The organism is Pseudoalteromonas sp. T1lg88 (genome assembly GCF_002964765.1).
In the GTDB taxonomy this organism is placed as follows: Bacteria; Pseudomonadota; Gammaproteobacteria; order Enterobacterales; family Alteromonadaceae; genus Pseudoalteromonas.
On the sequence record NZ_PQCF01000032.1, the window covers coordinates 225,064 to 242,050 of the forward strand.

Annotated in this window: 15 protein-coding genes and 1 pseudogene; 14 read left to right on the forward strand and 2 right to left on the reverse strand. The window is 51.2% G+C overall.

Annotated features, from left to right (window positions below; all coding sequences use genetic code 11):
- The first annotated feature begins 224 nt into the window (after positions 1-224).
- The 13 genes and pseudogenes from C2M34_RS12645 to C2M34_RS12710 all read left to right on the forward strand — a co-directional run bounded on the left by C2M34_RS12645 (position 225) and on the right by C2M34_RS12710 (position 14,746).
- Positions 225-3,017, forward strand: a complete 2,793-nt coding sequence (locus C2M34_RS12645) for a monovalent cation/H+ antiporter subunit A (RefSeq protein ID WP_105258981.1) — start codon at positions 225-227, stop codon at positions 3,015-3,017.
- A complete protein-coding gene (locus C2M34_RS12650; protein ID WP_105258982.1) occupies positions 3,017-3,367 on the forward strand; it encodes a Na+/H+ antiporter subunit C in 351 nt (116 codons plus the stop codon). Before C2M34_RS12645 ends, C2M34_RS12650 begins: the two co-directional genes overlap by 1 nt.
- A pseudogene (locus C2M34_RS12655) lies at positions 3,368-4,890 on the forward strand (monovalent cation/H+ antiporter subunit D).
- 1 nt (position 4,891) lies between these two features.
- Positions 4,892-5,428 carry a Na+/H+ antiporter subunit E gene (locus tag C2M34_RS12660; RefSeq protein ID WP_105201069.1) on the forward strand — a complete coding sequence of 179 codons (537 nt, stop codon included), beginning with the start codon at positions 4,892-4,894 and terminating at the stop codon, positions 5,426-5,428.
- Entirely contained in the window at positions 5,422-5,691 is a 270-nt protein-coding gene (locus C2M34_RS12665) for a K+/H+ antiporter subunit F (RefSeq protein ID WP_105201070.1), read from the forward strand. The genes C2M34_RS12660 and C2M34_RS12665 overlap by 7 nt, the downstream gene beginning before the upstream one ends.
- Before the next feature lie 8 nt (positions 5,692-5,699).
- Positions 5,700-6,029, forward strand: a complete 330-nt coding sequence (locus C2M34_RS12670; protein ID WP_105213005.1) for a Na+/H+ antiporter subunit G — start codon at positions 5,700-5,702, stop codon at positions 6,027-6,029.
- A gap of 369 nt (positions 6,030-6,398) precedes the next feature.
- Positions 6,399-7,658 (forward strand): efflux RND transporter periplasmic adaptor subunit, encoded by a 1,260-nt coding sequence (locus tag C2M34_RS12675; RefSeq protein WP_105201072.1) that lies wholly within the window; start codon positions 6,399-6,401, stop codon positions 7,656-7,658.
- A gap of 29 nt (positions 7,659-7,687) precedes the next feature.
- Positions 7,688-8,434: an ABC transporter ATP-binding protein gene (locus C2M34_RS12680; RefSeq protein WP_105258983.1), complete on the forward strand. Its 747-nt coding sequence runs from the start codon at positions 7,688-7,690 to the stop codon at positions 8,432-8,434.
- A gap of 1 nt (position 8,435) precedes the next feature.
- Positions 8,436-9,749, forward strand: a complete 1,314-nt coding sequence (locus C2M34_RS12685) for an ABC transporter permease (protein WP_105258984.1) — start codon at positions 8,436-8,438, stop codon at positions 9,747-9,749.
- Between the two features lie 9 nt (positions 9,750-9,758).
- Positions 9,759-10,964, forward strand: a complete 1,206-nt coding sequence (locus C2M34_RS12690; RefSeq protein WP_105258985.1) for an ABC transporter permease — start codon at positions 9,759-9,761, stop codon at positions 10,962-10,964.
- 314 nt (positions 10,965-11,278) lie between these two features.
- Positions 11,279-12,604, forward strand: coding sequence for a sigma-54-dependent transcriptional regulator (locus C2M34_RS12700; RefSeq protein ID WP_105258986.1), 1,326 nt, complete (start codon positions 11,279-11,281; stop codon positions 12,602-12,604).
- The gene (locus tag C2M34_RS12705; RefSeq protein ID WP_234398816.1) at positions 12,604-13,920 is read left to right on the forward strand and encodes a sensor histidine kinase; all 1,317 of its coding nucleotides are present in this window, start codon (positions 12,604-12,606) and stop codon (positions 13,918-13,920) included. The genes C2M34_RS12700 and C2M34_RS12705 overlap by 1 nt, the downstream gene beginning before the upstream one ends.
- Positions 13,921-14,023: 103 nt before the next feature.
- Positions 14,024-14,746 (forward strand): SIR2 family NAD-dependent protein deacylase, encoded by a 723-nt coding sequence (locus C2M34_RS12710; protein WP_105258988.1) that lies wholly within the window; start codon positions 14,024-14,026, stop codon positions 14,744-14,746.
- A gap of 76 nt (positions 14,747-14,822) precedes the next feature.
- Here C2M34_RS12710 and C2M34_RS12715 read toward each other — a convergent pair whose 3' ends face one another.
- Complete coding sequence (locus C2M34_RS12715) at positions 14,823-15,248, reverse strand: hypothetical protein (protein WP_105201078.1); 426 nt, start codon at positions 15,246-15,248, stop codon at positions 14,823-14,825.
- 249 nt (positions 15,249-15,497) lie between these two features.
- Between C2M34_RS12715 and C2M34_RS12720 the strand changes: the two genes are divergently transcribed.
- Positions 15,498-16,433 carry a general glycosylation pathway protein gene (locus tag C2M34_RS12720; protein ID WP_442792789.1) on the forward strand — a complete coding sequence of 312 codons (936 nt, stop codon included), beginning with the start codon at positions 15,498-15,500 and terminating at the stop codon, positions 16,431-16,433.
- 113 nt (positions 16,434-16,546) lie between these two features.
- Here the strand turns inward: C2M34_RS12720 and rnk are convergent, their stop codons facing one another.
- Complete coding sequence (gene rnk / locus C2M34_RS12725) at positions 16,547-16,960, reverse strand: nucleoside diphosphate kinase regulator (RefSeq protein WP_105212998.1); 414 nt, start codon at positions 16,958-16,960, stop codon at positions 16,547-16,549.
- Between the last annotated feature and the right edge of the window lie 27 nt (positions 16,961-16,987).

Here is a 16,987-nt window from a genome sequence, read left to right on the forward strand (position 1 = left end):
AGGTTAGTAGGGTGTTAACCGCCGCCTAAGATTTAGCCGAATAGGAAGGGCGAGTCTAGACAAAGGCAGGGCTGCCCAGTATAACTGATTAATTATCAATATTTATTTGGCGCTGAACTAATCTTAGTATTGACGCTTTCGGTGTCCCAAGCGCCCGCCCTTGTGGGGTCAAAAATAACAGTTTTACCAAGGTTTTTGGTAACAAAAGTAAAGGTTTTTAAACTATGACATTGCTGTGGATACCCTTGTTATCCTTGTTAGGCAGTTTACTTGCGAGCTTTACCGGCAAACTATCGCGCAATCAAAGCGCCGCCGTGACCGCAATTATGCCTTTAATCTGCCTGGTGCTGGTGCTCAGCATGGCACCGCAGGTATTGGCCGGCGAAACACTCTACGCCAGCCTACCTTGGATACCTGAATTAGGGGTGAATTTATCCTTTCGCTTAGACGGTTTAAGCCTGTTGTTTTGTATCCTGATCTTGGGAATTGGCCTGCTGATCATTCTTTATGCGCGCTATTATTTGAGCGCCAACGACTCCATGCCCAAGCTTTACGCTTATTTAATGCTGTTTATGACCGCCATGCTCGGCATAGTGACGGCAAACAACATTATTCAAATGTGGTTCTTTTGGGAGCTCACCAGTGTTAGCTCTTTCTTACTGATCAGCTATTGGTGGTATAACCCCGAGGCGCGTAAGGGCGCACGTATGGCGCTGGCCATTACCGGTGCCGGTGGTCTGGCTTTGCTGGCAGGCCTTGTGCTGTTGGGGCAACTGGTGGGCAGCTATGAGCTGGATGTGATCTTGCAAAGCGGCGAGCTGGTAAAAAGCTCTAAGTGGTATCCGCTTATTTTGGTACTGATTTTACTGGGCGCTTTTACCAAGTCGGCGCAGTTTCCGTTTCATTTCTGGCTGCCTCATGCCATGTCGGCACCGACCCCGGTCAGTGCTTATCTGCATTCGGCGACCATGGTTAAAGCCGGCATCTTCCTGCTGGCACGTTTCTATCCTGCCTTAGCGGGCACCGAGCTGTGGTTCATTATCGTTGGTGTCACCGGCTTAACCACCTTGTTGGTGGGCGCTTACATTGCCTTGTTTAAGCACGACCTAAAGGGCTTGTTGGCCTATTCAACCATCAGTCACTTAGGTTTGATCACCTTGCTATTGGGTTTGGATACTCAGTTGGCAACCGTGGCGGCGATTTTCCATATTATCAACCATGCCACTTTTAAGGCCTCCTTGTTTATGGCCACGGGTATTATCGACCATGAAACCGGCACCCGGGATATGCGCAAGCTCAACGGTATGTGGCGCTATATGCCTTATACGGCGACCTTGGCCATGGTGGCGGCGGCATCCATGGCCGGGGTACCGCTACTGAACGGCTTCTTATCGAAAGAAATGTTTTTTGCCGAGACCCTGCACCAGCAGATGCTTGGCTCCATGTCCTGGTTAATTCCAGTGTTGGCGACCGTGGCCGGTGCCTTGTCGGTGGCCTATTCGGCACGCTTTATCCATGATGTATTCTTCAATGGTGAACCAAAGGATCTGCCCAAGCAGCCGCATGAGGCGCCGCGCTATATGCGTGTGCCCATCGAAATTTTGGTGGCCCTGTGTGTCTTGGTTGGTTTATTCCCGGCATTTGTGGTGGATCCGCTACTAACCGCGGCCTCTCATGCTGTGCTTGGTGCCGAGGCACCTGATTATCATCTGGCCATCTGGCACGGCTTTAACCTGCCGCTATTGATGAGTGGGGTGGCGGTGGCCGGCGGTCTGTTTATTTATTCACAGCGTAAATACCTGTTCCAGTTCCAGGCCTCTTTACCAAATGTGAGCGCCAAAAAAGCCTTCGATGCCAGCATTCACAAGGTGGTGGTGTGGTCACGGGAGCAAATCCTGCGCATAGAAAATGGCTCCTTGCAGCGTTATATCTTTATTCTTTTGCTCTCTACCTTGGTAGTGGCGGGCTTGCCCCTGTTTGAAATGCATACCCTGGCCGGGGCAACCGGGCTGAGTGAGATTGATGCCCATAATGCCATTGGTGCGGCGCTGCTGATGATAGGCACTCTGGCTACCTTGGTGTGGCATCGCTCGCGGATGATAGCCCTGATCCTGGTTTCCGTGGTGGGCTTGATGACCTCAGTGGTCTTTACCCGTTTCTCGGCGCCGGATTTGGCCTTGACCCAGCTTACCGTGGAAGTAGTAACAGTGATGTTACTGATGCTGGCGCTCTTTTTCTTGCCGCAGCGCACCCCTAAGGAGTCGAGCTCACTTCGCATCTTGCGCGATTTAGGCATCAGTAGTGCCATAGGTATTGTCGTTGGCAGTATCTGTTATGCGCTGTTGACGCGTCCGCAGGAGAGTATTTCACAGTTCTTTATCGGCAACGCCAAAACCGGCGGTGGCGGCACAAACGTGGTTAACGTGATCCTCGTGGACTTCCGTGGTTTCGATACCCTGGGTGAAATCACTGTGCTGGGCATAGCGGCATTGGGTATTTACAAGCTGCTGCTGAATCTGCCGTTATTTATGCCATCTTCTGACAGTGAAGGGCGTCCTTGGGCGCGCGAACGTCACCCTCTGCTGCTTGCGAGCATTTCACAAAGTTTGTTACCGCTGGCGATCATGGTGTCCGTGTATATCTTCCTGCGCGGCCATAACCTGCCTGGCGGTGGCTTTATTGCCGGCCTGGTGACCTCCATTGCCTTTATTTTGCAATACATGGCCAATGGCTCTAATTGGATCCGCGCCCGCATGGATATTAACTACCGCAAGGTGATTGCTTCGGGCTTGGCTATCGCCACCTTGAGCGGCCTGGGTAGCTGGCTGTTTGGCCGTAACTTCTTAACCAGCTGGTTTGATTATTTCGATATCCCCTTGGTGGGCAAAACCGAATTGGCCAGCGCCATGATATTTGATTTAGGTGTGTATTTAACCGTGGTAGGCGCAACATTAATGATCCTTGCCAGTCTTGGTAAATTGACGGCAGAAACCCCGAAAGAAAAGGTTAATCTCTAATGGAACTCTTATATGCAAGTTGTGTGGGTCTGTTAGTGGCCAGTGGCATTTATCTGATTTTGCGCGCCCGTACCTTTCCCGTGGTGTTGGGGTTGACCATGCTCTCTTACGCGGTCAATTTATTCCTGTTTTCATCGGGTCGGTTGAAAATCAACCAGGCACCGGTGCTAGGGCAGTCGGCCAGCTATGCCGATCCACTGCCGCAGGCTCTGGTATTAACCGCCATAGTGATTGGTTTTGCAATGACCGCTTTTGTGGTGATCCTTGCCATTCGTGGTCGTGCCGACCTGGGTAATGACCACGTTGATGGTCAGCCGCGCGCTACCCGTGCCACTAAGGGGTCGAAATAAATGCAGCATTTGATCACCTTACCCGTATTATTGCCGCTGTTGGCGGGCATCATTCTGTTGCTGCCGCCATGCGGTAAAAGCCTGGTATTAAGACGTTGGGTGGCCTCTTTTATGGCCTTGGCGACCCTGGTCGCATCAGGTTTCTTGTTAAGCACCATCTTAAGCGGTGGCCCCGTGGTTTACGCTATCGGCGAATGGCAGCCGCCCTTTGGTATCGTCTTATATGCAGACCCTCTGGCTGTGGCTCTGTGTATTTTGACCAGCTTTTTGTCCCTGGTGACCATAGTGTATGCCAGCCGTGGCGATGACAAAGCGGGAAGCTTTTATCATCCCTTGGCGCATTTCCTGCTGATGGGTGTAAATGGTGCCTTCTTAACTGGCGACCTGTTTAACCTGTTTGTATTTTTTGAGGTGCTGTTGATCGCCTCCTACGCGCTCTTGATGCACAAAAAAGACAAGCACACCACCAAGGCGGCGCTGCATTATGTGATTTTAAACCTGGTCGGCTCGAGTATTTTCCTGATTGCCCTGGGTGTACTTTACGGCGTGCTGGGCACCTTGAATATGGCCGATATGGCCCTTAAGGTAGCGCTGTTGCAGGGTGATGATATCTATCTTGCGAAAATTGGCGGCCTGTTATTGCTTATCGTCTTTGCCCTTAAGGCGGCCTTGCTGCCCTTGCATTTATGGCTGCCGGCCACCTATGGTCGCGCCATGCCGGTAATTGCCGCACAATTTGCGATCATGACCAAGGTTGGGGTGTACGCCATCATGCGTGTATTCACCATGATCTTTGGCGAGCAGGCGGGGGAGCTAAGCGGCATCGCCAGCACCTGGCTGTGGCCACTGGCCCTGGTGACCTTGGTCGTGGGTGCGGTGGGCGGCTGGCGGCGGAAGACTTGCGCCGTCTTAGTGCCAACCTGGTGATTGTTTCTGTCGGTACCCTGATAGCCATGGTGGCGCTTAATGAAGAGCAGGCCACGGCGGTGGCCATCTATTATATGATTCATTCGACCATAGCCTGCGCCGCCATGTTCCTGGTTGCCGATATGATAGCCCTGCAGCGGGGCAAGGTGCAGGACCGACTGGTTAATAGCCGCGGTGTGGCTCAGCCCAAATTGTTAGGAATCTGCTTTGTGGTTGCCGCCATCGCCCTGGCCGGTCTACCGCCCTTATCCGGCTTTGTCGCCAAGCTGTGGTTGCTTGATGCTTCTTTTGGCGCCGAGGTGGCCTGGGTATTTTGGCCTATTTATCTGCTTGCCAGTTTAGCCACCCTGGTGGCGCTGTCGCGCGCCGGTACCAGTTTGTTCTGGCACGATCATCCCAATCAGGATGAGCAGTTTGAAGATAACGTCTATGCCGGTAAACGTCGCACCTGGGCTCTGGTGCTGATTCTTACGGTGCCGCTAATGATGACTGTGTTTGCCGCACCGCTGAGTGAGATAAGCAATCAAGCCGCGGCCATACTGCATAATTCTCAGGTGGCCATAGACACAGTATTTGCCTTGGCTAAGGAGCAATAAGATGCGCTTACATGCTCGTTATAAGTGGTTGCCAACGCCATTTCGCAGTGTTTTATTATTTATCGTGTGGTTGCTGTTAAACAACAGTGTTTCCGCCGGTCACCTGATCCTTGGCGCCGTACTGGCCATAGCCATTCCCTTGGTGATAGCGCCGTTTCGCACCGCTCAGCCGCTGATTTTACGTCCGGGTTTGGCAACCAAGCAGGTGTTTATCGTACTTTGGGACATCATTACCGCTAATGTCGAAGTGGCCTTTAAGATCCTGGCTCCGACCAAGCGTTTGCGCCCGGGTTTTATCAAAGTGCCCCTGGACTTACAGCATGAGTTGCCCATTACCATCTTGGCCAGCACAGTGTCGCTTACGCCGGGTACCGTTAGTGCCGAGGTGTATCCCATCCCTGAGTCCTTACCCAAGGGCGAGGTGCCGACGCAGCGCTTTTTACTTATTCATGTGCTGGATCTGGATGATGAGCAGGCCCTGATAGATACCATTAAGCGTCGCTACGAAGCGCCCCTTAAGGAGATTTTCCAATGCTAGAAAATGTATTACTGATGGTCTTTGCCATGATCGGCATCTCTTTGATGCTTAATCTTTGGCGCTTGATAGTCGGCCCTTCGGTGCCCGACAGAATTTTGGCCTTGGATACCATGTATATCAACACCATAGCCCTTATCATTCTCTATGGTATCGGCATGCAAACGCAGATTTATTTTGAGGCGGCGTTGCTTATTGCCATGTTGGGTTTTGTCAGCACGGTGGCGGTCTGTAAGTACCTGCTGCGCGGCGATATTATTGAATAGGAGCGGCTATGACTGAATGGCTAATTTCGGCATTATTAATAGCCGGCGGACTTTTTATCTTAATCGGCTCCATTGGTTTGGTGAAAATGCCGGACTTTTTTATGCGCCTGCATGGGCCGACTAAGGCCACCACCTTAGGTATGGCCTTGCTGCTGATAGCCGCCAACGTGTTCTTCAGCGTAGAAAATGGGGTGATTAATATCAAAGAAATTCTGATCTCCATCTTCTTATTGATCACCGCGCCCATCACTGGCTATATGCTGATCAAATCCGCTATCCATCATGAACTCAAGGCGAAGGATGGCACCAAGGGCATGGATAATATCGAGGACGATTAAACCTTGTAGGTCGGGATTTTATCCCGACACAGCTCCCCCCAAAAAAAATCCTATCTCGGCGCAAAGCTGCGACCCACAACCCGATAAGATGTTTACATTAAAAGTGTCCGCTGCGGACACTTTTAATGTCCGCGGACAAACGCCAAACTCCATCAGTTAAAATTAAAATTCAATAAAAACAAGTAGATAAGTTTTTTATCATGTTGGCATGCTTCTCGTAACTAATAAACCAATTAGAAAACATACGGATAGCAGCATGTTGATCACTACCTTAGTCTTTTTTACCTCGCCACTGTTGATGCTAGTGGCGGCATTTATTATCGGTTTAGTAAAAACGCCATACCTCACTAACCAAGGTGAGGCGTTACTATGATCCGCGATACTCAGGGACAAGATATTCAACTAGCTGCCACAAAAAGTTACCGCAAATATTGGCTTGGAGCGGCGAGTGTCGCCTTGGTTGCGGCCTTGGCCGCTTACAGCTTGAGCGCCAGTAACGGCGGCACCGAGCTATCACTGAATCGAGACGCGGTGAAAACTGCAGCCGTGGTCCGTGGCGACCTGGTTCGCGATATCGCCACCACAGGGTTTATTGTGGCCGCCAATGCGCCGCAAATCTACAGCCCGTCCAAGGGTTATGTGCAGCTACTGGTCAACCCAGGCGATGAAGTGGCAAAGAACCAAACCATAGCTAAGGTGCACAGCCCGGAACTGACTAACGAACTTAAACAACAAGAATCAGAGCTGCAGCGCCTGAGCGATGAGCTGTCACGCAAGGAATTGCAGATCCGTCGCGACAAGTTGGCGCTGGCTCAAACCTTAGATATGGCCACGGTCACCCTGAATGCCGCGGAGCGTGAGCACCGTCGGGCGCTGTTATCTATCAAGGATAATCTTATCAGCCAAATCGACATGGAGCAGGCTCAGGACGACCTGGCGCGTGCTAAGTTGGCCTACAAACACGCTCAACAAGAAGTCGAAATCGGTAAAGACACCCTGGCATTCGAGCTTAAATCGGCGCAGGGGGATGTGACGCGCCAACAACTGGTGGTGGATGAACTAAACCGCCGTGTTAACGAGTTGCAGATAGTTGCCCCCGTTGCCGGGGTGGTAGGTAACTGGCTGGTCCAACAGCAGGCAGCGGTGTCGCCAAGCGAAGCACTGATGACACTCGTTGACCTGAGCGCTTTCGAAGCCGAGCTGCAGGTGCCGGAAAGCTATGCCAATGAACTGGGGCTGGGCCTGGAGGTTGAGCTTAAAATTGCCGACAACCGTGTGGTCGGCACCTTGTCGTCCATCTCGCCGGAAGTGAAAGAACGCCAAGTCAGTGCCCGGGTGCGCTTCGATCAATCGCAATTTGACAAAATTCGTCAGAATCAGCGCTTATCGGCACGCATCCTATTAGAAAACAGAGAAAACGTATTGATGGTGCGCCGCGGGGCCTTTATGAACGAGGGCGGCTTGATAGCCTATCGAGTCAATGGCGATGTTGCCGAGCGCATTCAAATTCAAACCGGAGCGACCAGCGTAGCCAATGTGGAGCTCACCGCCGGCGTCGCCGAAGGCGATACCCTGGTGGTATCAAACTATGACTCATTTAAGCAGGCCGAGCGCGTTTTACTGCGCTAACTCCAGCTCAACATCAGAGGAAGAATACAATGATTAAAATGAATAACATCAACAAGGTATACCAAACGGAAATGGTGCAGACGCATGCGCTACGCGACTTTAATCTCGAGGTGGAGCAGGGCGAGTTTATCGCCGTCACCGGCCCAAGCGGCAGCGGTAAAACCACCTTTTTAAACATTGCCGGCATGCTGGAGCCCTTCTCAAGTGGCACCTATGAGCTCGATGGTATCGATGTCGGCAAGCTCAACGACAATCAGCGTGCCGATCTGCGTAACCAAAAAATCGGCTTTATCTTTCAGGGCTTTAACCTTATTCCCGACTTGAATCTGTATGAGAACGTGGAAGTGCCGTTGCGCTATCGTGGCATTAAATCGGCGGAGCGTAAGAAGCGCATCGAACGCTGCCTGGAGCTGGTAGGCCTGGGCGCCCGAGCCAAACACCTGCCGCAGCAGCTTTCCGGCGGTCAGCAGCAGCGGGTGGCCATCGCCCGAGCCTTGGCCGGTGAGCCGCGTTTTTTACTCGCCGATGAGCCCACCGGTAACCTGGATAGCCTAATGGCCCGCCAAGTGATGGAAATCCTCGAAGAAATTAATCGCGAAGGCGCTACCATAGTCATGGTGACTCACGATCCTGAGCTTGCTCGTCGCGCACCGCGCAATATTCAGGTGGTTGACGGTCAACTGGCCGACTTCAGTCTGTATCAGGGTGCGCCCAATAAACAACAGACGGCGGGTGACATCGCCGCACGCGCAGCCGCACGCGCAGCGGAGGCCTAATATGCTTTGGTACTACGTAGATTTAAGCTGGCGTTCGTTTAAACGCACGCCCCTGGTCAGCATCTTGATGGTGATAGCCATTGCCATAGGTATCGGCATTACCATGACCACCTTGTCGGTGTATCACATGATGAGCGCCGACCCCATCCCAAGCAAAAGCGAGCAGCTATTTGCGCTGCAACTGCAAACCATGGACGAAGGTGAGGGTTGGTTTACCAAGGACGATATTCCTTACCAGTTGACCTTTAAAGATGCGCAAAGGTTGATGACAGACGCCAAGGGCGATGCCCAAGCGGCTATGGTGCGCACCGGCTTTGCCGTGCACCTGGGCGACGAGAGCAATGCCCCTAAATTGATGGACGCGAGGGCGACAGGACGGGATTTCTTTTCCATGTTCAACGCCGAATTTATCCATGGCGGCCCGTGGAGCCAAAGTGATGAAGACAATGCCGTTAACAAGGTGGTGTTAGAGCGTAGCCTCAGCGAAGAGCTTTTTGGTGAGACTAACCCCGTAGGTAAGACGGTGTTTCTCGACAAGTTCTTGTTTGAAGTGGTCGGCGTGATTGAGCCGATTACCGAGCACACCAAATACTACGATTTGAATAACGGTGCTTTTAGACGTGCCGAGCGGGTGTTTTACCCATTTTCACTGGTTAAAGAACTGGAAATAGGCACCTGGGGTAACAGCAACGGCTGGAAGCGTGAAATGGTAACCACCTTTAAGCAAAGGCTGGACTCTGAGATCGTCTGGATCCAGTACTGGGTGCAGCTCGATAGCCCAGAATCGAAAGCCAATTATGAGCAGTATTTAAAAGGCTATATTCAGGAGCAACAGAAGATAGGTCGCTTTGCCCGCAAAGAGCCGAAATACAGCTTACGTGATGTAAATCAATGGATGGAATACAACGAGGTGGTCAGCGAGGATAACAAGATTTTGGTGTTATTAAGCTTTATGTTCCTGGCCGTGTGCTTGGCCAATATTCTTGGCCTGCTGTTGGCGAAATTTATGCGCCGTGCACCCGAGGTGGGCGTGCGTCGCGCCCTGGGGGCAAGTAAAACTCAGGTGTTTGTACAACACCTTGTTGAAGTTGGCTTATTGGGACTTTTCGGCGGCCTGCTGGGTATTTTACTGGCGCAGCTATGCTTGTGGGGGGTCAGAGAAAGCTACAGCTATTATTCGGCCCTGGCGAAGATGGACTTTTTGATGCTGGCCAGCGCACCTATCATTGCCATTGTCGCCTGCATCTTGGCGGGTTTGCTGCCGGCCTGGCAGGTGTGCCGTACCAACCCAGCTTATTACCTGAAAACGCAGTAGGAGAGACCCATGTTAGAATTAAAACCCATGATCAACGCACTGCTGCGCTCAAAAATAGGGGCGGTGCTCTTGCTGATACAAGTGGCAATCACCCTGGCTATCGTCAGCAATGCCGCCTTTATGATCAGCGATCGCCTGACCTATCTAAACCAGGAAACCGGCTATGACGAAGAAGCAATTTTCAGCCTGAGTGTCAGCACCTTCGACCCAAGTATTAACCTGGTTCAACAATATGCACAGGATGAGCGTGACCTGCGCGCCATTGACGGTGTTATCGATGCAGCCATGACCAACTGGATGCCGTTGTCGGGCAGTGGTTCCTCAAGTAGCATGCATTTGGTGCCCAATCCCGAAATTGGCACCGGGGTACGGGCGGCATACTTTACCACCAATGAGCATATGCTCAATACCTTGGGCGCCAAGCTGATCGAAGGACGTAATTTCTACCCGGAAGAAGTAGTGCATGCGGATAACTACGGTAAGTTGCCCAATACCACGATAGTTACCAAGGATTTTGCCGAAGAGTTGTACCCCGATGGTTCGGCCCTTGGCAAAGTACTGTATCAGGGCGAAGATGCGGTAGAAATTATCGGTATTATCGACACCATAAAAGGCCCTTGGCTCAATGACAGTCGTCCGGCTAACGTGGTGATCTTCCCGTTCAACCTGTCGCAGCCGCGCACCGGATTTCTAGTACGTACCGAGCCGGGCAAGCGTGCGGAAGTGATGGCAAAAGTGGAAGAGCTCTTATTAAAAAGCGAATCGCGCCGTGTTTTTTACGGCATCGAAGGCTTGGATGAAAGTAAAGCATCTTATCTGGCCCGCGATACCCTGGTGATGCGCATGCTGGTGGTCCTGATAGTGGTATTGGTGCTGGTGACTGCCTTGGGTATTTTCGGTCTTACCTTATTCAATATCAGTAAACGCACCAAGCAAATTGGTACGCGCCGCGCGCTCGGGGCTCGCAAGTCGGCCATTGTTCGTTACTTCCTCATTGAGAACTTTTTGGTTGCCGGTTTAGGCCTGGTGATTGGCGCTGCCTTGGCGGTCTTATTAGGCCAGCAACTGATGAAAGTCTTCTCTTTACCCAGCTTATCCTTTACTTTCGTATTGGCGAGTGCGGTATTTATGCTCATAATGAGCCTAGTGGCAGCATGGGGACCCGCACTGCGCGCTGCCAAAGTGGCACCAAGTATTGCCACGCGCTCAATATAATAACAACAATTCAGCGCGCCCTTGGGCGCGCTCTAGATAAGGGTCTGTTGACCTTTGTTGTTTGTTTCTGCAGCAGTTTGTAGTGTATTTATACAAGGCGGTACATGTGTGGTGTAGTTATTCTACATAAACATGTAACAACACAGTAGAAATGCGCTACAAGCGCTGCCCTACGGGTTCATCTAAACGCATCCTGCTCTGTGTTGCTCGCTATGTACATAGAGTGACTATGCATCATAACGAGCGTCGTGATCAGAATGCGTTTAGATTGAACATAAAGTAAACCGCAAAGATAAACAGACCCTCAGGATAATATGAAAAAGATACTGATAGTTGACGATAACCCGGCGGTGTTAGACGCCTTGTCGCTGCTCCTCGAGCTGCATGACTACCACGCCGTGACCTGTGAAACGCCTGCCGAGGCGTTACATATTGTGCGCTATCAGCGTATCGCCCTGGTGCTTCAGGATATGAATTTCAGCGCCGATACCACCTCGGGTGAGGAAGGCAAAAAGTTATTTTACGACTTGCGCGACATTAACCCGCATCTGCCCATTGTCCTTATCACCGCCTGGACCGAGCTCAGCACCGCGGTGGAGCTGGTTAAGGCCGGTGCCGCCGATTACCTGAGCAAGCCCTGGGATGACCAAAAGCTGCTCACCACCATAGATAACCTGGTGGCCCTGGGCGAGGCGGCCAGTGAAAATGCCACCTTTAAACGCCAGGCACAAGAGCGCACCCAGGTCCAGGAAGGTGCCGATTTGGCCGGCCAGGTCTTTGCCAGCGCCGCCATGCATAGAGTGGTGGACATGGCCTTGCAGGTGGCGCGCTCGGATGTGCCCGTGCTTATCACAGGTGCCAACGGCAGTGGTAAAGAAGGCATCGCCGAGATTGTCCACCGTAATTCCCCCCTTAAAGCCAAGCCCTTTATCAAGGTTAATGCCGGAGCCTTGCCCGCGGATTTGATTGAGGCCGAGCTCTTTGGAGCCGAAGCGGGGGCCTTCACCGGTGCCAAGCAAACCCGCATCGGTCGTTTCGAAGCCGCCGATGGTGGCACCTTGTTTTTGGATGAAATTGGCAACCTGCCGCTCGATGGTCAGGTGAAGCTGTTGCGGGTGCTGCAAACCGGCGAATTTGAACGTGTGGGCTCAACCCAAACCCGCAAGGTGAATGTGCGGGTGATCTCCGCCACTAACGCCGATTTGCTCGGTGATATCCAGCAGGGGCGCTTTCGCGAGGACCTGTATTATCGTCTTAATGTTATCGAACTCAGCATCCCTCCTTTGGCGCAGCGCAAGGACGATATTGCCGCCCTCATTGGGCATTTTTTACCGGGACGGGAATTAAGCCCCCACGCCGAAGCCATGTTGCGCCAGCACTGCTGGCCCGGCAACGTGCGTGAGCTGGAAAATGCCTGTAAGCGCATTGGCGTGCTCAAACCCGAAGGCGAGTTGCAGGTAGAAGACTTTGCCCTGCACAGTGTTGGTGATAATCACCAGGCCAAGCATGAGCCGGAAAAGCACGAAATTGAAGCGGCCATGCGCGCTCACCAGGGGGTCGTCGCTAAGGTCGCTCGGGAGTTTGGTTTATCGCGTCAGGCCTTGTATCGACGCATGCAAAAGTTTGGTATCGATTACTGATGATTATATTTCCCAAAGGGGCGGGTCGACTTATCTGGCAGCTCAGTCTGTGGATGAGCCTGTTTATCTGCCTGCTTGTCACCATCGGCGTCTTATTTGACGTATTTAACCTTATGCAGGGGCTGGTTCTGGCCCTGGCTTTGGGTGTAGTTCAGGCGCTCTTTGTAACCCTGGTGGTATCGCCCGTTGCCAAAGGCTTGCAGGCGGTTGAGTCGGGGCTGTTAAATTTTAAAGACGGGGATTTCTCCACCACCTTGGCCTATCAGGGCAATAATGAGCTGGGGGATTTATGCGCCCTGTACAATGAAACCGCCAACAAGCTGCATCAAGAGCGTCAGTGGATCTATCAACGAGAGCTGATGCTCGACAAGGTCTTGCATAACTCGCCGCAAGCTTTGCTGTTGGTGAATTCGAAAGGACAAATTGTCTATACCAACCACAGTGCCCGCGGTTTGCTGTTTGCCGGCACTAAGGTGGAAGGGGAAACGCTCTCGAATCTTTTTGGTGGCATGCCTAAGGCCATTGCCGAAGCCTTGCAACGCGGCGGTGAGGGCCTGTTTAGCGTAGAGCAGGAGCAGCAACAAAGGCAAACCTGGCATCTGGCCACCGGTGAATTTTTATTAAATAACCAGCCCCATAATCTCTTTATTCTTAAACCCATGACTCGGGAAATATCCCGTCAGGAGGTGCAGGTATGGAAGAAGGTGATACGTATTATCAGCCATGAGCTGAATAACTCCTTGGCGCCAATTTCTTCCATGTTGCATTCCGGGCGTTTAATCGCCCAGCGCAGTGATGATGAGCGTCTTGAGCGGGTGTTTAACACCATAGACGAGCGCATCGCCCGTTTGAGCGAGTTTGTGCAAGGCTATGGCAAGTTTGCAAAATTGCCGCAGCCGCAACTGAGTAAATTTAGATGGGTCGAGTTAATTCAAGGATTATCACAGCAATGGCAGTTTAAGGTGAAGGGAGAATTGGCGGAGTTCGGTTATGGCGACGAGACGCAAATTCAGCAATTACTGATCAACTTGCTAAAAAATGCCCATGAAGCAGGTGGTGCCGCCGAGGATGTGTGGCTGAGCGTGGAAAATCACGGACAGCAGTTAATTTGTGTCGGCGATAAGGGCAAGGGCATGACCGAGACAGTGATGGCCAGCGCCCTGGTGCCATTTTATTCCACCAAAAGCAGCGGCAGTGGTCTAGGTCTGGCCTTGTGCCGTGAAATTTGTGAAGCCCATCATGGCGATATCAGTTTGCATAATCAGCCCCAAGGCGGGCTGGTGGTGCGGGTAAATCTGCCCATGGTAAAGGTGTAGGCTTTGCCATGGCCTGGGCCAAATCAGCGTGGCGGGTAATTAAACTTGCTCGCCCACGGCGCTTGGGGCAAGCTAATGGCATGACACCCTATTGTCCACAGCTATGAGCAACACACTTTATATCACCGGGGCCGGCGTCAGTGCCGCTAGCGGTATTCCCACCTTTCGCGGTGAAGACGGTTACTGGCGCATCGGCAGTAAGAACTATACGCCCATGGAAATGGCGACGCGGCGCATGTACCAAACGCGCCCGGATGAGTTTCTCGCCTGGTATTACCATCGATTTGCCAGTTATCGTGACCATGGTCCGAACGAGGTGCATTACTGGTTGGCGGATAAAAATCTGATCACTCAAAACATCGATGGCCTCGATGGCAAGGCCGGTAACCAGGACTACATCGCCATTCATGGTCGCCTGGATTTGATGACCGAATTTCATGAACAGGGTGAGCCAGTCGAAAAGCATATTACCCCTTGGGAGCAGGTGGATGAGTCGCGCCTTAGCCAGTCGTTGTTAGAGATATTTGCCATTCCCGAGCAGGGGCCCATGCTTTATCGCTCATTTAAGCCCTTTGTGTTGCTGTTTGATGAGTTTTATACCGACCTGTATGGCATAGATGAGGCGCAGCGGCGCATGCTGGCGGCGGATCGTATAGTATTTATGGGCACCTCTTTTAGTGTCAATATTACCCAGATGGCACTGGAGGTGGCGCGCAGTTTAACAATTCCCATTGAGGTGGTTGACCCAGAACCCGCGCATATTATCCATCCTAACGTCACTTATCATAAAATGACGGCGCTGGAATATATTCAAAAGCAGGGCTAGGGCGAGCCCAAGTTTTGCGCAAATAAAAACCCGACTTTCGTCGGGTTTGGTAACATCACAATTGAGTCGTTAACGCTTATTGATTCGCTTCAAGCTCTTCACGTGTTTCGCGGATTTTCTCAATCAGCGCATCAATCTGGTTTTTGGTTTCATCCGATAGCTCGCCGGCACCTTCTTTTGACTCATCCCAGGCTTTTTGTGCTAACTCTTTTGAGTCGGCCATTAGCTGGCTGAACTGAGTTTTGCCTTCATCGCTGGCAGCTGAAGCAAGAGCCTTGGTTTCAGCCATCAATTCATCAACTTTTTCAGAGAAGGACTCTTCTTGCAAGTTGTTGGCGGCTTCTTTTACTTCATCAACGGCGCTGTCCCAGGCGGCTACCACTTCCTCTTTGGCCTCTGCGGCACTTTCTTTAGCTTTTTCGCTGCTGGTTTTAGCATCTTCACAGGCACTCAGTACTAAGGCGCTGGCGATTAAGGTGATTACGGCAACTAGCTGTTTCATTTACATTTCCCTTTATGTTTAAGTAATGGGTTCATTATAGAACAAGAACTTAAATAGAGAATGAATGTTTTTTACAGCTCGCACCGAAGCAGGGCACGGACTTAGTGATTTCGCCCCGTTTTAGTACATCCATAGTCCAAATAAACAGGGTTTTAATACGTAATTATATGATATGCCGGCTTAATTTAATGTGGCATCAAACCTGCGTGCAGAAATTGTAAGCAATTGCAGCGAGGATTGAGTATGGCGATGAGTTACTTAAGCGCGATCGAGCGATATCGAGAACATTACGCCGATGTGGTGCCCTTATTGGAATCACTAATACATTCGCTGGTTGCCCAGAGCGATTGGCCGGGTAATGTGAATAAAGCGGTGGCACAGGTATGCCGGTGTTATGGTTTTGCCGAGTTGGTGTATGTGCTAAATGCCCAAGGCATGCAGCTCAGTGCTAATATTCAAGCCGATGGCCATATTGCCCCGGGCAGGGGCGTCAATCGTGCCAGCAGGCCTTACTTTATTGCCATTGCGGACAATCAATCCGCCGTAGTGATGACCGAGCCCTATATCTCTTTGGCATCGGGCAATTTGTGTGTCTCTGTATTAACAAGTTGCACCCTGGCAGAGCATAAGCAAGGTTACGCAGTTGTCGATGTTAACCTGGTTAAGCTTATTGAATATATCATGGGGGATCGCTATCGCGGCCGCTTCAGTGGCGCATTTAAAGTCGGATACAGTGTGATTGTGGTGAGCCTATTTACCCTGGTTTTAGTCTTGGTTTATAACGTTGGCCTAGACATAGTAGATTTACTGGCCAACATTAATAATGTGAGCGATCCGCTAAGGCCGTTCGGAATTATTATCTTTATCACCTTAGCCCTGTCGATATTTGACCTTGGCAAAACCATTTTAGAAGAAGAAATCTTAATGCATAAGGATATCTTCCGACATAGTTCAACCCGACGCACCATTACCCGGTTTATCTCGACAATATTGATAGCCGTGTCCATCGAGGCATTGCTTACCATGTTTAAAGCCTCGTTAGGGCAAGGCGAATTTACCATTCCCGCGTTATTGATGATGCTCAGTGTTATCGGCTTATTAATCGGCTTGGGGATTTATGTTTACCTCGGTGCCAAGGCCGAATTAATGCTGGTGGAGGCGCAGCAGCGGCGCACAAAAGTGTAGATTGCGCAACCAAAGGCAAGTGGGGTAATGCCCTAGTTAGGGTCCAAGTAGTTATGGGGGAAATAGCCAAGCCCGGTATTTCCCCTGTTTTTTAAGCCCAAATTTGGCTTACTTTATGAAACGAAGTCGCCAGCGCGCTCGGGCTGATACAGCACCTCGGTAATTTTCACTTTAAGGGTGCCGCCACTGGGCTTAGGCCACTCAATTTCATCGCCCACGGCCAAACCAATTAAGGCACTGCCTGCCGGCGCAAGAATAGATATTTTTTTACCGCTGGTGTCCATATCTTTTGGATACACTAAGGTCAGTTCGAGTTCTTTATCCGTCGACGCCACGTAAAATTTAACCGTTGAATTCATGGTAACCACATTGGGTGGCATCTGCTCAGGCGGCAGCGCATTGGCTCGATTTAGTTCTTCCTCCAACAACTCAAGGCCAGAGGCGCTGTTGTGAGGCAAAGACTCAATCAAGTCATAAAGGCGATCTAAATCCAAGGTAGAAATAGTAATGTCAGGTTTCTTGTTCATTTTTCTCAGCTAGCAAATAAATGCCCG

Coding starts and splice junctions, on each gene's coding strand:
- C2M34_RS12660 (WP_105201069.1), top strand. CDS start 4,892: ATGCGCTTACATGCTCGTTATAAGTGGTTGCCAACGCCATTTCGCAGT.
- C2M34_RS12715 (WP_105201078.1), bottom strand. CDS start 15,248: ATGAAACAGCTAGTTGCCGTAATCACCTTAATCGCCAGCGCCTTAGTA.
- C2M34_RS12645 (WP_105258981.1), top strand. CDS start 225: ATGACATTGCTGTGGATACCCTTGTTATCCTTGTTAGGCAGTTTACTT.
- C2M34_RS12675 (WP_105201072.1), top strand. CDS start 6,399: ATGATCCGCGATACTCAGGGACAAGATATTCAACTAGCTGCCACAAAA.
- C2M34_RS12670 (WP_105213005.1), top strand. CDS start 5,700: ATGACTGAATGGCTAATTTCGGCATTATTAATAGCCGGCGGACTTTTT.
- C2M34_RS12680 (WP_105258983.1), top strand. CDS start 7,688: ATGATTAAAATGAATAACATCAACAAGGTATACCAAACGGAAATGGTG.
- C2M34_RS12700 (WP_105258986.1), top strand. CDS start 11,279: ATGAAAAAGATACTGATAGTTGACGATAACCCGGCGGTGTTAGACGCC.
- C2M34_RS12720 (WP_442792789.1), top strand. CDS start 15,498: ATGAGTTACTTAAGCGCGATCGAGCGATATCGAGAACATTACGCCGAT.
- C2M34_RS12705 (WP_234398816.1), top strand. CDS start 12,604: ATGATTATATTTCCCAAAGGGGCGGGTCGACTTATCTGGCAGCTCAGT.
- C2M34_RS12685 (WP_105258984.1), top strand. CDS start 8,436: ATGCTTTGGTACTACGTAGATTTAAGCTGGCGTTCGTTTAAACGCACG.
- C2M34_RS12710 (WP_105258988.1), top strand. CDS start 14,024: ATGAGCAACACACTTTATATCACCGGGGCCGGCGTCAGTGCCGCTAGC.
- C2M34_RS12650 (WP_105258982.1), top strand. CDS start 3,017: ATGGAACTCTTATATGCAAGTTGTGTGGGTCTGTTAGTGGCCAGTGGC.
- rnk (WP_105212998.1), bottom strand. CDS start 16,960: ATGAACAAGAAACCTGACATTACTATTTCTACCTTGGATTTAGATCGC.
- C2M34_RS12690 (WP_105258985.1), top strand. CDS start 9,759: ATGTTAGAATTAAAACCCATGATCAACGCACTGCTGCGCTCAAAAATA.
- C2M34_RS12665 (WP_105201070.1), top strand. CDS start 5,422: ATGCTAGAAAATGTATTACTGATGGTCTTTGCCATGATCGGCATCTCT.